Source organism: Flavobacterium sp. (assembly GCF_046317795.1).
Taxonomy (GTDB): domain Bacteria; phylum Bacteroidota; class Bacteroidia; order Flavobacteriales; family Flavobacteriaceae; genus Flavobacterium.
In genome coordinates this window covers 1-14961 of the sequence record NZ_JBKCVI010000123.1, presented here as the reverse complement: position 1 = coordinate 14961, position 14961 = coordinate 1, and the positions used below count along the sequence as shown (strand labels likewise).

Here is a 14961-nt window from a genome sequence, read left to right as displayed (position 1 = left end):
ATTTTTCTATTTTTACCATCACAATAGAAACAACTTTATGAAAATAGCAATACTCGGCACCCGAGGTGTACCCAATTATTACGGTGGTTTTGAACAGTTTGCTGAAGAGAAATATCAAATTTTTTGTATTTTGGCTCTTTTAAAAATAAAAATACAACCTTGATTGAATCTCAAAACATAGAGTGGAAACAAAATTGGCACGATGACTACCTAAAATGGGTTTGTGGTTTTGCTAATGCATTTGGCGGTAAAATTTTTATAGGAATTGATGATAATGGAAACGTTACAGGATTAAAAGACTACAAAAATCTTTTAGAAACTATTCCAAACAAAATTAGAGAACATTTAGCTATTGTTGCACAAATAAACGTGCTCAAAAAAAACAATCGCCATTTTATAGAAATTATTGTGCCTCAATATACAGTAGCCATTTCATTGCGTGGAAGATATTATTACAGAACAGGAAGCACAAAATTAGAACTTACAGGAAATGCACTAAACGAGTTTTTACTAAAAAAATCAGGGCAAACATGGGATAATGTTATTGAGCAAACAGCAACTTTTGACGATATTGACCAAAATAGTGTTCATTATTTTATTAATGATGCCAAAAGAAGCGGAAGAATTTTTGAGGTCGAAGATTTAACAACAACTCAGTTGTTTGAAAAATTGCGACTAACAGAAAACGGCAAATTAAAACGAGCAGCAATTATCTTATTTGCTAAAGATCCAAACAGGTTTTATCCAAATGTTACAGTAAAACTAGGTCGTTTTGGCACTAGCGATGACGATTTAAGATTTCAAGAAATAGAAGAGGGTAATATTATTAAGCTTCTTAAAAATGTTGTAGATCAATTAGGCCGAAAATTTTTAATAAAAAACATCACTTTTGATGGAATGCTTCGCATAGAAACAAGCGAATATCCAGATGCAGCTCTTCGTGAAATGTTACTTAATGCTTTAGTACACAGAACTTATACTGGCACGGCAATTCAATTGAGAGTTTATGACAATAAATTATCACTTTGGAACGAAGGAAATCTTCCAGAGAATTTGTCCTTTGAAAGTTTAAAAGGTTACCACATATCAATTCCTAGAAATCCTCTAGTTGCAGATATTTGTTTTAGAGCTGGTTATATAGATTCTTGGGGAAGAGGAACGTTGAAAATTATAGACGCATGCAAACAATTTCAATTACCAGAACCTACAATAGAGCCATTAAATGGAGGTGTTTTGGTGACCTTAACAAAAACAACCGATTTTTCTACAAAAAAACAAACCACAAATTTAAACCAAAGACAAATAAAAGCAGTTCAATATGTTAAAGATAATTATAAAATCACAAATAAAGAATACCAAATAATAAACAATATCTCCAGAGAAACCGCTAGTAGAGATTTAAAAATTTTAGTTGATGTAGAAATTTTTATAAACTCAGGAGTTAAAGGCGCAGGCGCAGTTTATTTTTTAAAATAATTGCGTCATAATTGCGTCATAATTGCGTCATAAAAACAAAACTAATGAAAATAGCCATTCTAGGAACTCGTGGTGTACCCAACTATTACGGTGGTTTTGAACAGTTTGCTGAATTTTTTTCGGTGTATTTGGTCGAACAAGGTCATGAGGTATATTGCTACAATTCCCACGATCATCCTTTTCAGGAAAAATCTTTTCACGGGGTGAATATCCTTCACCAATATGATCCGGAACATAAAATGGGAACCTTTGGCCAGTTTATTTATGATTTCAATTGCATCATGGATTCTCGTAAAAGAGATTTTGATATTATTCTGCAATTAGGGTACACCAGCAATTCCATTTGGCATTTTCTTTTACCAAAAAAATCAATTATTATTACCAATATGGATGGTTTGGAATGGAAAAGAACTAAATATTCTAAACCCGTGCAGCAATTTTTAAAATTTGCCGAAAGATTAGCTGCCAACAGTAGTGATTTTCTCGTTTCGGATTCATTAGGAATTCAAAAGTTCTTAAAACAGAAATATAAAAAAGAATCTACTTACATTGCTTATGGTGCCTATCCTTTTTCAACTCCAAATGAAAGTGTTTTAAAAGAATACAATGTTGAGAAAAACAATTACAACATGATAATGGCCCGTTTTGAACCCGAAAATAACTTGGACATGGTATTGGAAGGTGTCGCTATAACTGAAGACAAAATGCCAATTTTAGTGATTGGAAAACACCAAACAAAGTATGGGGATTATTTAAAAAACAAGTTTAAAGAACATTCTAATATTTTTTTTATTGGCGGACTTTATAATTTAGAGCACTTGAATAACCTTCGTTATTTTTCTAATTTATATTTTCACGGCCATTCTGTTGGAGGAACAAACCCATCATTGCTTGAGGCAATGGCCTCAAAAGCATTAGTTGTGGCGCACAACAATGATTTTAACAAAGGAATATTAAAAGAAAACAGCTTTTATTTTTCAACTCCAAACGAAGTGAAAAATATTCTGAATACTATCAAAAAAAATGATAACTTGCAATTGGTTCAAAACAATTTTGACTCCATTGTCAACGAATTTAATTGGGAAAAAATTAATGGGGAATATTTACAACTCTTTGAAGACTGTTTTTCAAAATCTGATAAAAGAAAACACAAGCAATAGTTCTTTTATTCCAACACTTTTAGTTTTAGTTACCATTCCGTTATCTTTTGCGATAAATAATATTGCCTTAGCTTTATTTTTGTTAGTGGTACTTTTGACTTTCAAAAAATCAAATTTCAAATTTCAAATTAATTTAATACTCCCAATAACGCTGTATTTTTTAATGGTAGTTTCTTATTTTTGGACTATCGACAAAAAAAGCACTTTGTCAGGTATTTCAACAGAAATTTTCTTGTTACTCATTCCACTAGCATTTTTATTTTCTAAAGATTTTTCGCTAGCCCAAAAACAAAAGCTAATTTCCTTTTATAGTTATTCAATGGTAATTTTGGCATTATTCTTTTCTATAAGAGCTTTAGTTCGTTATTTTATGCAGGATGATATTAGGGTTTTCTTTTACCATGGAGAGAATGAAGATGATTATGGATTAGTCCCCAAATTATTAAATGCCATTCATATATCAGTATTTGTGGCAGTGGCTTTTTTTCATTTTTTTACTAAGGAAATAAGATCAAAAGCTGACTATTTTTTCTCTGTAGTGCTTTTTGGATTTTTATTATTGCTTTCCTCAAAAAATATGGTTTTGGCAGTTATCCTTTTAGTATTAATATATATTTTCTTTTTTTCGAAAACGGCACACAAAATGCGTTTACGCAATTTAATCGTTTTTGGATTGTTAATTGCAATAATTTTTTCAATTGGAAGAATAAAACAAAGGTTCCAAGTAGAGTTTCAAACAAATACTGACAAAAGTTTAAGTGCCAATGTTATTGAAGGAATTCCTGTTGGGGTTCATTATGTTAGCATAAAAGAGGCATGGACAAATGAAATGTTTACACCAAATGATTATTTCAATGGAACGGCATTTAGAGTATATCAGTTCAGATTATTTTTAGAAATGATGAATGAAGATAAAATCTTTTGGAAAGGTTATGGTTTGAATGCATCTTATCCCAAAATAGAAGCAAAAGGAGTGGCTTATAATGTATATGAAGGTGATCATTCCAATAATGGATACCAAAAGATGAATTTTCACAATCAATATGTTCAAGTTTTTGCCGAATTGGGTGTTTTCGGATTTCTAATATTGGTATTAATGTTAGGGCTTAATCTAAAAAACGCATTAAAATCTAAAAATTTCGTTCATTTTGTTTTCGCATTTCTAATGATAAGTTTATTTTTGACCGAATCATTCCTTTGGAGACAAAGAGGAGTGGTTTTTTTCACGATGTTGTATTGTCTATTTAATTCCGGAATTGTTTTGAATAATTCTAGACAAGAACAAAAAATTATATGAAAAGAATTTTAATTACGGGTGCTGCAGGGTTTTTAGGTTCGCATCTTTGTGATCGATTTATAGCGGAGGGATATTTCGTTATCGGAATGGACAACTTGATTACTGGGGATTTAAAAAACATTGAGCATTTATTCAAACTTCAAAACTTCGAGTTTTATCATCATGATGTAACTAAATTTGTTCATGTTCCCGGTAAATTGGATTATATCCTTCATTTTGCATCTCCTGCAAGTCCGATTGATTATTTAAAAATTCCAATTCAAACCTTGAAAGTTGGTTCGCTAGGAACACACAATCTTTTAGGATTAGCGAGAGTAAAAAAAGCTAGAATACTAATTGCATCCACATCTGAAGTGTATGGCGATCCGTTAATTCATCCGCAAACCGAAGAATATTATGGAAACGTAAACACCATTGGTCCAAGAGGCGTATATGACGAAGCCAAACGATTCCAAGAATCCATAACCATGGCATACCACACTTTTCACGGTGTAGAAACTAGAATAGTACGGATTTTCAATACGTATGGACCAAGAATGCGTCTCAATGATGGTCGTGTAATTCCAGCTTTTATTGGGCAAGCATTGCGTGGTGAAGACTTAACCATCTTTGGCGATGGAAGTCAAACACGTTCGTTTTGTTATGTAACTGATCAAGTTGAAGGAATTTTCAGATTATTACATTCTGATTATGTTTATCCAGTAAACATTGGAAATCCAGACGAAATCACGATTAAAGACTTTGCAGATGAGATCATTAAATTAACGGGAACAAATCAAAAAGTAGTTTATCATGATTTACCCATAAACGATCCGATGCAACGCAAACCTGATACTACTAAAGCAAAAGAAATTTTAGGATGGGAGGCAAAGGTAAAGCGTGATGAAGGAATGAAATTGACTTACGCTTATTTTAAATCACTTTCTTTAGACGAACTTTTAAAAGAAGAGCACAAAGATTTTAAAGGATATATCCACTAGTGTTTTATGGTTGCACAGCAAACAGGAAGATATTCAAAATACATTAGACCAATAAATATAATCTTTGATCTAATTGTAATAACTGCATTAAGTTTGTTTTTCTTTAGGGAACTCAAACTTAATATTTTTTATTATTTGATTTATCAAACTATTACTTGGTTTCTAATTGCAATCATAGTTAAATATTATGAGGTTTTTAGATTTACAACTCCAGTAGAAATTATCACAAAATTGGTAAAACAATTTAGCATTTTTTTGCTAATCGTTATCGCCTTTTTCCCTTTTGCAAAAACAGCTATTTTTAGTGGAAAAGCAATAGCCATTTTTTTGACATTGAGTTTTATAATCATTGTGGGATTTAAATATTTTCTGTTTTTTTACCTCAAGAAATATAGAATTGTAACAGGAAGTAATTTTAGAAATGCAGTAATAATTGGTTACACACCTGAAGCCATTCGATTAAAAGAAGTTTTTGAAAACAGAAAAGATTACGGCTATAGATTCTTTGGATACTTTTCAGATAAAATCAAGAATCCTGAAGTTTTGGGAAAAATAAATGAAATTGAAAAGTTCACGACTGACCATTTAATAGATGAAATTTATTGTTCGTTAAATGAAATTTCAAATGAAAAGCTTAAAGAATTAGTTGAATTTGCTGATGACAACAAAAAAGCAATAAAATTCATTCCCGACTCTAAAGAAATTTTTTCAAAAAATTTAAAGATAGATTACTACGAATTATTTCCAGTATTATCACTTCAAAAAACTCAATTACACAATCCAATAATAAAAGGAATTAAAAGAGCTTTCGATGTTATCTTTTCTATACTTGTAATTACTTTATTGCTGTCTTGGTTAATACCATTGCTATCAATTTTAATTAAATTAGAATCAAAAGGACCAGTTTTTTTCAAACAAGGAAGGCCTGGTTTAGATGAAGAAGAATTTTTTTGCTATAAGTTTCGTTCTATGCAACTCAATAGATTTACAGAACAAGAAGCGTCAAAGAATGATCCTCGTGTAACTAGATTAGGTAAGTTTATGAGGAAAACTAGTATTGATGAACTTCCACAATTTTTTAATGTTCTTTTGGGAGACATGTCTGTTGTTGGTCCAAGACCGCACTTGTGGTCACAAAACAAGGCCTATGCGTCTAAAATTAAAAAGTATATGGTTCGTCATTACGTAAAACCTGGTGTTACCGGTTTGGCTCAAGTTAAAGGTTTCAGAGGCGAAATAGAAACAGAAGAAGATATGGTTAATAGAATCAAACTGGATGTGTTTTATATTGAAAACTGGTCAATGATTATGGATTTGAAAATCATTTTTCAAACAGTGATTAATATTTTCAAAGGAGAAGAAAAAGCTTACTAGAAAACATCTTTTTCAATTAAGTTTTTTACTTGATAATCTAAATTAAAATTATTTTGAGAGTTAATAAATATCCTTTTTTTCATTTCTTCCAACTCTGATTTTGTCAACTTTGAAATTTCAACAAGTATTTTGTTTAAATCTTGGTAATCTCCCACTACGGCAATCCAACCTAAATTATTATCAGAAACGATGTTTTCTCCTTCGCCACCACCAAAATATAAAATAGGAAAGCCCAACGAGCTATATTCAAAAATCTTGGAAGGAACAGACCCATAAATTCTAGTTTTCAAGGGGACAATGGCAATGTCAAACCATTTTAACTTTTCATGCAATTCCTTGCGGTTCAACATTCCATGAAAGAATATTTTTTGTTCTGTTCTAGATGAAATAAGTGCTTCTATTTGATTTTTTTCGGCGCCATCACCAAAGATGTGAAATTCTATATTCAAACCTTCTAATTCAATTTTTTCACACAATTCCATGACGCCTTGTGCAACTCCTAGAAGCCCTGCGTAATAAATTGTAATTGTTTTAGTTTCTTCTGTAATTAAATCTAGATTTTCAACTTGATGATCTGGAAAATTGCGATATAAAAAACAAATTTTTTTAGGAAATAGCGAATGAATGTGAGTTATAATTTCATTGGATTGTCCCAAAATTAGTGTTGCCTTTTTATAAATAAAACGTTCTAAAAACAAAGAAATTTTATGAGAAAAGGAATTTTTTTTTAACGCTTCCAATTCGATGGCGGCCAATGGCCATAAGTCGGAAACATTCAAAATAACTTTTTTGTTTTTCAACGACAAGATAAAAACCGAAATAAAAGAAAGCAACAAAGGAGGTGATTGCACAACCACTTTTTCAGGAGTTTTTTTGAATAGTAAATAGAAAAACAGACTCAATGAAAACGATAAAACGGAAAGTAACCTAATGAAAACATTTTTACTCACACTAGGGTAAATCCAAAGGCGTTTTACAGTTATATTTTCTCTATTTTCAGTTACTGAAAATTTTCCTTGATATTCTTTGAATAATCTTCCTTCAGGATAATTCCCTAATGGACAAACCACAGAAACTTTGTAATTATTCTGATGTAATTTCAGTGCTAACTGCTCAATTCTATTAGCAGCAGCACCTTTTTCGGGAGGATAATAATTGGATATGATTAGTATTTCTAGCATTTTTTACCACAAAGACACTCAGGAAACACAAGGTTTGCAAAGTTATATTATTTACAAAAACAAAAATAGTGTACTTTGTACATTCTTAGTGAGTTTTCTAGTTAAACCTTCAAAAGTATATCAATAATTCTCTCCGATGCTTTTCCATCCCACAATTCGGGAATTCCTTTTTTTGGCAAACCATTTTGTAGAAATTTTGTAAACGCTAAAGTTAAGTTTTCAATTGAAATCCCAACCAAATTATTAGTGCCAATATCAATAGTTTCTGGTCTTTCTGTGGTAGTTCGCATAGTGAAACAAGGAATTCCTAAAACGGTTGTTTCTTCGGAAATTCCACCCGAATCGGTAATCACAGCAAAACTGTTTTTAATCAAAAACATAAAGTTTAAATAGCCCTGCGGTTCTACAAATAATATGTTTTTAAAATTTAAATTTGTTTCTCCTAAAATCGCTTTAGTTCTAGGATGAATAGGAAAAATTATTTTTTTATTGCCAACCATTTTATCTATGCCATTCAATAAATCGATCAACGATTTTTCTTCATCTACATTCGATGGCCGATGCAACGTTAAAATGATATAATTCTTAGTTTCTAACTTAAATTCGTTCCAAAAATCAGGGGCAGAAATCCGATCTAAATTTTGGTATAATGTATCAATCATTACATTGCCCACAAAATGAACATTAGAAGATAGAACCCCATTTTTCAATAAATTTTCTGATGCTGAAGTTGACGTAGTAAAGAAATAATCAGTTATACTATCAGTTACAATTCGGTTAATTTCCTCTGGCATTTTCATATCGCCCGAACGAATTCCAGCTTCCACATGAGCTACTTTTGTATTCATTTTTTTAGCTACAATCGCACAAGCCATGGTCGAATTGACATCGCCAACAACCAAAACTAAATCACATGGATTTTGAATTAGCTCTTTTTCAAAAGCTATCATGATTGCACCAGTTTGCTCCGCTTGCGAACCGCTTTTCACTTCCAAATTGGCATTAGGATGTGGAATATTTAATTCTTCAAAAAAAGTATCGCTGAGGTTTTTATCATAGTGTTGCCCAGTATGCACCAAACGATAGGAAACGTTAGAACCTTCAGATTGTCGCTTTTCAATCGCCTTGATTATGGGTGCGATTTTAATAAAATTAGGTCTTGCGCCTGCGATAATAGTTATTTTCATAATTTGTTTATCAAATGTGAAACAATTAATTGAGGTTTTCCTGATTTTGTTGGCATAATTTCTTTTACCTCTTCAAATTTTATTTCAAATGGTTCATTTAAATTTTTTTGAATTTGAATTGTAATACTTTCTAGAATACCATCATTAAAACCTTCATCTTTTATATATTGAATTTCAATTCCTGATATTTTTTTTTGTATTACACAAAACTGTTTTATTTCAGGAATATGTTCAAAAATACCAGTAAAAGAATGTACAACTAAAAAATTTCCAGAAGGTGTTTTTACAATATCAGTATCTCGACCTATAATTTTTTGAAAAATAGGTAATTTTAATTCTCTATTAGCTGAATAATTATTCTTAGGCAATTTTATGGCTAGGTCACCAATTTTATAACGAATTAAAGGCATTGCATAACCATTTAAATTTGTAATAATTACATTTCCAATTTTCCCATCTTCAACCTCATTGCCATTGTCATCTAGTATTTCTACATAAACATTTGTTGCCATCAGATACATATAATCTAAATCTTTTTGAGCGCCAATCATTAATCCTTCACCCGAGCCATATGTTTCATAAGTTTTGCATCCAAAAGTATCATGTATGGTTTTTTTATAGTTATCAAAAAGTTTATCACCCCATGAAATAGCCGATTTGAATTTAACCTTTATATTATTTTCTTGTGCAATTTTTGCAATTACATAAAGGGAAGATGCATATCCAGCTAAAACATAATCTTCATGATTATCTATTTTTTCTAGGACTTTCTTTATGTCAGTTTCGTTGTGAGAGAAAGCTTGAATGTATTTTGTTCTAAAAAAAAAGTCTTTATATTTTTTCAGCCCAAGTCTCTTTGGATTAATTCCCGTTTGAATTAATTTATCACCAAGTTCATAATTTGCCCATTTCCACCATAATAGCTGTGTTGCTCTATTAATGGTTTGTTCTTTTCTATTCCAATAGATTATAGTTTGTTCTCCTGTAGAACCACTACTTCCATTTTTTAAAAGCTTTTCTTTTGGTTGAGTTAAGATGAAATCTGTATTAGTTTTTAAAATAGATTTTGTTAAAATTGGAAATTTTTTTAGACTTTCGATAGTGTTATTGTCATCAATTTCGACATTTAAATTTTTATAATAACTTGAATTTTCAACAGAATGGGCTAATAACAAGAGAAGTTTTTGTTGCTGCAATTTTTCTATTTCAGTTTCAGATAAGCGAGTAAAAAAATCGAGTTTTTTTATTTCTTTTGACAAAGGAATATTAAAAATAAACTCACTTAAAGGTAGAATAATCCTTTTTAAAACTTTATTGTAAACTTCCATTTTTTACTTTTCTAGATACATTTATAGAACTATTAAATCTATTTTCTTCAAAAATAAGAAATCCAAATACGATATGCCACAAACAACAAATATTTTAAAATAATATCTTTAAATTCAGTTCAAAACAAGCTATTTTTGCCAAATAACACTCGTGGCTCAGACGAACTGTAGTGAGCGTAGCGAAATAAAACAATAAAACAGATGACAATTTTACTTCTTGGTTCTGGTGGAAGAGAACACGCTTTAGCATGGAAAATGCTCCAAAGCCCTAAATGCTCCAAACTTTTTGTTGCACCAGGAAATGCTGGAACTGCTCAAATAGCAACCAATTGTAGTCTTGACATTTTAGATTTTGACTCCATAAAATCTCTTGTTCTTCAAGAAAAAGTTGAAATGGTAGTTGTTGGTCCAGAAGATCCATTAGTTCAAGGAATTTATGATTTTTTTAAAAATGACGAAACTCTAAAAAACATTCCAGTAATTGGTCCATCAAAAGTTGGCGCTCAATTGGAAGGAAGTAAAGAATTTGCGAAAGAATTTTTAATAAGACACCATATTCCAACAGCAGCATATGATAGTTTTACTGCGGCAACAGTTGAAAAAGGTTACGAATTTCTTGAAACGCTGCAACCACCATATGTTTTAAAAGCCGATGGATTAGCAGCAGGAAAAGGGGTTTTGATAATTCAAGACTTGGCGGAAGCTAAGGAAGAATTGCGTAATATGTTAGTTCACGCAAAATTTGGAAAGGCAAGTAAAAAAGTAGTGATTGAAGAATTTTTGGACGGAATTGAATTGAGTTGTTTTGTCCTTACCGATGGGAAAAATTATAAAATGCTACCAACAGCTAAAGATTACAAACGTATTGGCGAAGGCGACACCGGATTAAATACAGGTGGAATGGGCGCAATTTCTCCAGTGCCGTTTGCAGATGCTATTTTATTAGAGAAAATTGAAACCCGAATTGTTAAACCAACGATTGAAGGTTTTCAAAAAGATGGAATTGAATACAAAGGTTTTGTTTTTATTGGATTAATCATCGTCAAAGGCGAACCAATTGTCATAGAATACAACGTGAGAATGGGCGATCCTGAAACCGAAGTGGTAATTCCTAGGTTAAAATCGGATTTGGTGGAATTGTTCCAAGCGGTTGCCGATGAAAAATTGGATGAAGTTACATTAGACATCGACGAAAGAAGCGCTACTACAATAATGGTCGTTTCTGGCGGTTATCCCGAAGATTATGAAAAAGGGAAAGTCATTTTGGGTATTGAAAAAGTAGCGGATTCTATCGTTTTTCATGCAGGGACAAAGTTAGAAAACGGACAAGTTGTGAGTAATGGTGGAAGAGTTTTGGCGGTGACTTCGTTTGGGGAGAATTTCCAAGAAGCCATAAAAAAATCTTATCAAAATATAGACAAGCTACATTTTGATAAGATGTATTTTAGAAAAGATATTGGCAAAGATTTAGATAATTCCTAATTTTCCCCTTTGGGGATTAAGGGGCTTTTACTTTAAAAAAGAGTGAGCCGTCGTATCTTGGTTTTCTTCATTGTTGTCTTGGTGTGATTGTAATTGTTTGCACCAATATACCATATAATATCCACAAATAATCACCAGTGTCCAACTTACAATGTTGGCCAACCACCAGTTGCTGAGTTCTAAATGACGTAAAAGGTCAAGAGGTAGAAACAAAAAATCAACAAAAAGTGATTGAATGCCTTCAAAAAATGCTTTCATTTTATAAAATGTTATATTTACAGCACAAATGTATAAAATATCCTCATGATTACAAGCATTTTTAAAAAATCAACTATTCTAAATTATTCTTTTGTTGTATTTTTATTAGTAACTTTCTTTTTTATATACCAGTTTAGCCAATCAGATACTGCATTTGTGACTAATGATTTTTTTAAAAAAGGATTGTTGTTAGTTTTGTTAATTACATCTTTTTTCCTTGTCAATTTCATTGTCAAAAAAAATGGAATAACCAAAAACAGTAGTTATGCTATATTTCTTTTCTTATTATTGCTAATTCTTTTCCCATCGGTTTTTAATAATTCAAATTTATTAGTTGCCAATTTTTTTCTGCTTTTGGCTATCAGAAGAATGATTTCATTGCAAACATTAAAAGCACCAAAGGAGAAGATTTTCGATGCTTCTATCTGGATTTTTATTGCTAGTTTGTTTCATTTTTGGTCCATCCTTTTCATAATTTTGGTTTACATATCTATAATTTTTCACGCTTCCAGAGATTACCGAAATTGGCTTTTACCATTTGTAGCATTTTTTGCGACTGCTGTTATCTTTTTACTTTCAGCATTTATTATTGATAAAACATGGATAAGTCATCTTTTAAATCAAACACAAACAAATTTCCAACTCGATTATTTCACTAATAATTATCAAAATATTGCTTTGTCTTTGTATGCGATGATAGCGGTTTATTTTGTGTTCTCCATGATTTTTACATTTACAAACAGACCACTAATTCTTCAAGCTTCTTACAAGAAAATGATATTTGGATTTTTGATTGGGTTACTAGTTTTTTTGATTTCGCCACAAAAAGACAACACCATATTGCTTTTTACTTTGTTTCCTTTAGCGGTAATGGGAACAAATAATATTGAACAATCTCCAAGTAAAATGTATCAGGAAATAGTATTGTTATTATTAATTGTCGGGAGTTGTCTCTGCTTTTTTACACAACTATAATTTGCTTCCATAAGCCAAATCACCAGCATCGCCAAGACCAGGAACAATATAGTTTTTTTCGTTGAGTTTTTCATCAAGAGCAGCTACCCAAAGATGGCAATTGGCAGTAAGGTTTTTTTCTAAAAAAGCAATGCCTTCTGGAGCAGCAATTACCACCGCAATGTGGATTGTTTTTGGTTTTTGTTCCAAATGTAATTTTTGTAAAACCGCTACAATCGATTGTCCTGTGGCTAACATAGGATCAATTAAAATTAAGTTTTTATCTTCAAATGATGGTGCTGCTTGGTATTCTACCAAAATTTCAAATTTATCGTCGTTATCATAATGGTGACGATAGGCAGAAACAAATCCATTTTCGGCATTGTCAAAAATGTTCATAAAACCAGTATGCAAAGCCAATCCAGCACGAAGAATAGAACATAAAACCACATGGTCAGCAATAGTGGTTGTGTGTTTTATACCTAGTGGTGTTTGCACATCTATTTTTTCATAGTCTAACGTTTTACTCAACTCGTATGCCATGATTTCGCCTATGCGCTCTATGTTTTTACGAAAACGCATGCTGTCTTTTTGGATAGTTACATCCCGAATTTGAGCCAAAAAATGATTGAGAATACTATTTTGTTCTGAAATATAATGAATGTGCATGATAAAGGTTTAAAGTTTAAGGTTTAAAGTTTCAAGTCAAATGTATAAAAACTATATTTGTAAATTAAAATTTCAACTTATGTTTTCACAATTTGCCTTTCCTATTTTCGAGCAAAGTATTAAAGAGTATCACATTATTGATGATGTATATCAGCCAACATTAAATCCTCATACCAAAGGAACCATCGAATATTTATTGTATGCTAAAAACTGGGTTGATACCGTGCAATGGCATTATGAAGACATCATTCGCGACCCAAATATTGACCCCGTAGCCGCTTTAGACTTGAAAAGAAAAATTGATGCATCCAACCAAGTTCGTACCGACATGGTGGAATATATAGACAGCTATTTTTTGCAAAAACACGCAGCCGTTCAAGTAAAACCAAATGCTAAAATCAACACCGAAAGTCCGGCATGGGCAATTGATAGATTATCGATTTTAGCTTTGAAAATTTACCACATGAGCGAAGAAGCCAATCGCGCAGAAGCTTCGGCTGAACACAGAGCGAAATGTCGAGAGAAATTAAATGTATTGTTAGACCAAAAAAGTGATATGTTTATTTCTATCAATGATTTATTGACCGACATTGAAAACGGAGACAAGTTCATGAAAGTCTATAAGCAAATGAAAATGTACAACGATGATGATTTGAATCCAGTGTTGTATCAGAATAAGAAGTAAAGGATAAACCATTAAGGCAATAAGTTTTATTAAGTATCGTCTTAATTTTTCTTAATGGTTTTAAAAAATATAATTTGTCAAAACCAATCCAACATATAGCCGTCATCCGAATATCTGCCATGGGCGATGTGGCGATGACGGTTCCTGTTATTAGAGCTTTTGTAGAACAAAACCCTAGAGTAAAAATCACGTTAGTTTCACGGCCTTTTTTTAAACCTTTTTTTGACGGAATTCACAATGTTGATTTCTTCTCGGTTGACGTCAAAGGAAGACACAAAGGTTTTTTCGGCTTACTGAAATTGTACTCGGATTTGAAGAAACGTAACATCGATGCTATTGCCGATTTACACAACGTTTTGCGCTCTCAAATCATTAGAAAGTTATTTGCATTCAGTGGAAAAAAAGTAGCGTTTACCGATAAAGGCAGGGCTGAGAAAAAAGCACTTACTAGAGCCGTCAATAAAATCTTCCAACCTGTAAAATCTATGGTGGATAGACATGTTGATACCTTTAATCAATTGGGTTTTAAGGTTGACATATCTAATCCAATCTTTCCTCAAAAAGCCATTTTATCCAATGAGATTGTAAAAATATTGGGAGAAAAAGGAAATAATAAATGGATTGGAATTGCACCCTTTGCTCAATATGAAAGCAAGGTATATCCTTTGGATTTAATGCAAAAAGTGATTGATGATTTGGCCTCAAACACAACCCATAAAATCTTTCTTTTTGGTGGCGGAAACAAAGAAATTGAAATTTTAAATTCTCTTGCAAACAAAAAAGCAAACGTAATAACTATTGCTGGGAAACTCCATTTGCACCAAGAATTGCAACTTATTTCCAATCTCAACGTAATGCTTTCTATGGACAGCGGCAATTCTCATATTGCTGCTATGCTTGGTATAAAAGTCATCACACTTTGGGGTGCGA

14 protein-coding genes are annotated in these 14961 nt (G+C 31.7%); 9 read left to right on the top strand and 5 right to left on the bottom strand.

Annotated elements, in window-relative coordinates; translation table 11 throughout:
- The first annotated feature begins 159 nt into the window (after positions 1–159).
- Genes ACK5ON_RS07200 through ACK5ON_RS07180 form a run of 5 tightly spaced genes read left to right on the top strand, consistent with a single transcriptional unit; the run spans position 160 to position 6287 of the window.
- Positions 160–1476, top strand: a complete 1317-nt coding sequence (locus ACK5ON_RS07200; RefSeq protein ID WP_396172812.1) for an ATP-binding protein — start codon at positions 160–162, stop codon at positions 1474–1476.
- A gap of 44 nt (positions 1477–1520) precedes the next feature.
- Positions 1521–2636, top strand: coding sequence for a DUF1972 domain-containing protein (locus ACK5ON_RS07195; RefSeq protein WP_409821221.1), 1116 nt, complete (start codon positions 1521–1523; stop codon positions 2634–2636).
- Positions 2569–3933 carry an O-antigen ligase family protein gene (locus ACK5ON_RS07190; protein WP_409821219.1) on the top strand — a complete coding sequence of 455 codons (1365 nt, stop codon included), beginning with the start codon at positions 2569–2571 and terminating at the stop codon, positions 3931–3933. Before ACK5ON_RS07195 ends, ACK5ON_RS07190 begins: the two co-directional genes overlap by 68 nt.
- Positions 3930–4913 (top strand): UDP-glucuronic acid decarboxylase family protein, encoded by a 984-nt coding sequence (locus tag ACK5ON_RS07185; RefSeq protein WP_396172806.1) that lies wholly within the window; start codon positions 3930–3932, stop codon positions 4911–4913. The genes ACK5ON_RS07190 and ACK5ON_RS07185 overlap by 4 nt, the downstream gene beginning before the upstream one ends.
- A 6-nt stretch (positions 4914–4919) precedes the next feature.
- A complete protein-coding gene (locus ACK5ON_RS07180; protein WP_409821216.1) occupies positions 4920–6287 on the top strand; it encodes an undecaprenyl-phosphate glucose phosphotransferase in 1368 nt (455 codons plus the stop codon).
- Here ACK5ON_RS07180 and ACK5ON_RS07175 read toward each other — a convergent pair.
- From ACK5ON_RS07175 to ACK5ON_RS07165, 3 genes are all read right to left on the bottom strand, one after another.
- Positions 6284–7468: a glycosyltransferase family 4 protein gene (locus ACK5ON_RS07175; RefSeq protein ID WP_409821214.1), complete on the bottom strand. Its 1185-nt coding sequence runs from the start codon at positions 7466–7468 to the stop codon at positions 6284–6286. The genes ACK5ON_RS07180 and ACK5ON_RS07175 overlap by 4 nt on opposite strands.
- A 101-nt stretch (positions 7469–7569) precedes the next feature.
- The gene (wecB, locus tag ACK5ON_RS07170; protein WP_409821211.1) at positions 7570–8655 is read right to left on the bottom strand and encodes a non-hydrolyzing UDP-N-acetylglucosamine 2-epimerase; all 1086 of its coding nucleotides are present in this window, start codon (positions 8653–8655) and stop codon (positions 7570–7572) included.
- Positions 8652–9983, bottom strand: coding sequence for a hypothetical protein (locus ACK5ON_RS07165; RefSeq protein ID WP_409821208.1), 1332 nt, complete (start codon positions 9981–9983; stop codon positions 8652–8654). Before ACK5ON_RS07165 ends, wecB begins: the two co-directional genes overlap by 4 nt.
- A 201-nt stretch (positions 9984–10184) precedes the next feature.
- Between ACK5ON_RS07165 and purD the strand changes: the two genes are divergently transcribed.
- The gene (gene purD, locus ACK5ON_RS07160) at positions 10185–11465 is read left to right on the top strand and encodes a phosphoribosylamine--glycine ligase (RefSeq protein ID WP_409821205.1); all 1281 of its coding nucleotides are present in this window, start codon (positions 10185–10187) and stop codon (positions 11463–11465) included.
- Between the two features lie 27 nt (positions 11466–11492).
- Here the strand turns inward: purD and ACK5ON_RS07155 are convergent, their stop codons facing one another.
- The gene (locus ACK5ON_RS07155) at positions 11493–11723 is read right to left on the bottom strand and encodes a DUF6341 family protein (protein WP_396172794.1); all 231 of its coding nucleotides are present in this window, start codon (positions 11721–11723) and stop codon (positions 11493–11495) included.
- 45 nt (positions 11724–11768) lie between these two features.
- On the opposite strand from ACK5ON_RS07155, the gene ACK5ON_RS07150 reads away from it, so the two are divergent.
- Positions 11769–12698 (top strand): DUF6427 family protein, encoded by a 930-nt coding sequence (locus tag ACK5ON_RS07150; RefSeq protein WP_409821203.1) that lies wholly within the window; start codon positions 11769–11771, stop codon positions 12696–12698.
- Here ACK5ON_RS07150 and upp read toward each other — a convergent pair.
- Positions 12693–13346: a uracil phosphoribosyltransferase gene (gene upp / locus ACK5ON_RS07145; RefSeq protein ID WP_396172790.1), complete on the bottom strand. Its 654-nt coding sequence runs from the start codon at positions 13344–13346 to the stop codon at positions 12693–12695. The genes ACK5ON_RS07150 and upp overlap by 6 nt on opposite strands.
- Before the next feature lie 79 nt (positions 13347–13425).
- On the opposite strand from upp, the gene ACK5ON_RS07140 reads away from it, so the two are divergent.
- Positions 13426–14031, top strand: a complete 606-nt coding sequence (locus tag ACK5ON_RS07140) for a DUF4254 domain-containing protein (protein ID WP_396156357.1) — start codon at positions 13426–13428, stop codon at positions 14029–14031.
- 119 nt (positions 14032–14150) lie between these two features.
- Positions 14151–14961, top strand: an 811-nt coding sequence (locus tag ACK5ON_RS07135) for a glycosyltransferase family 9 protein (protein ID WP_409821293.1), incomplete at its 3' end; no start/stop codon positions are given.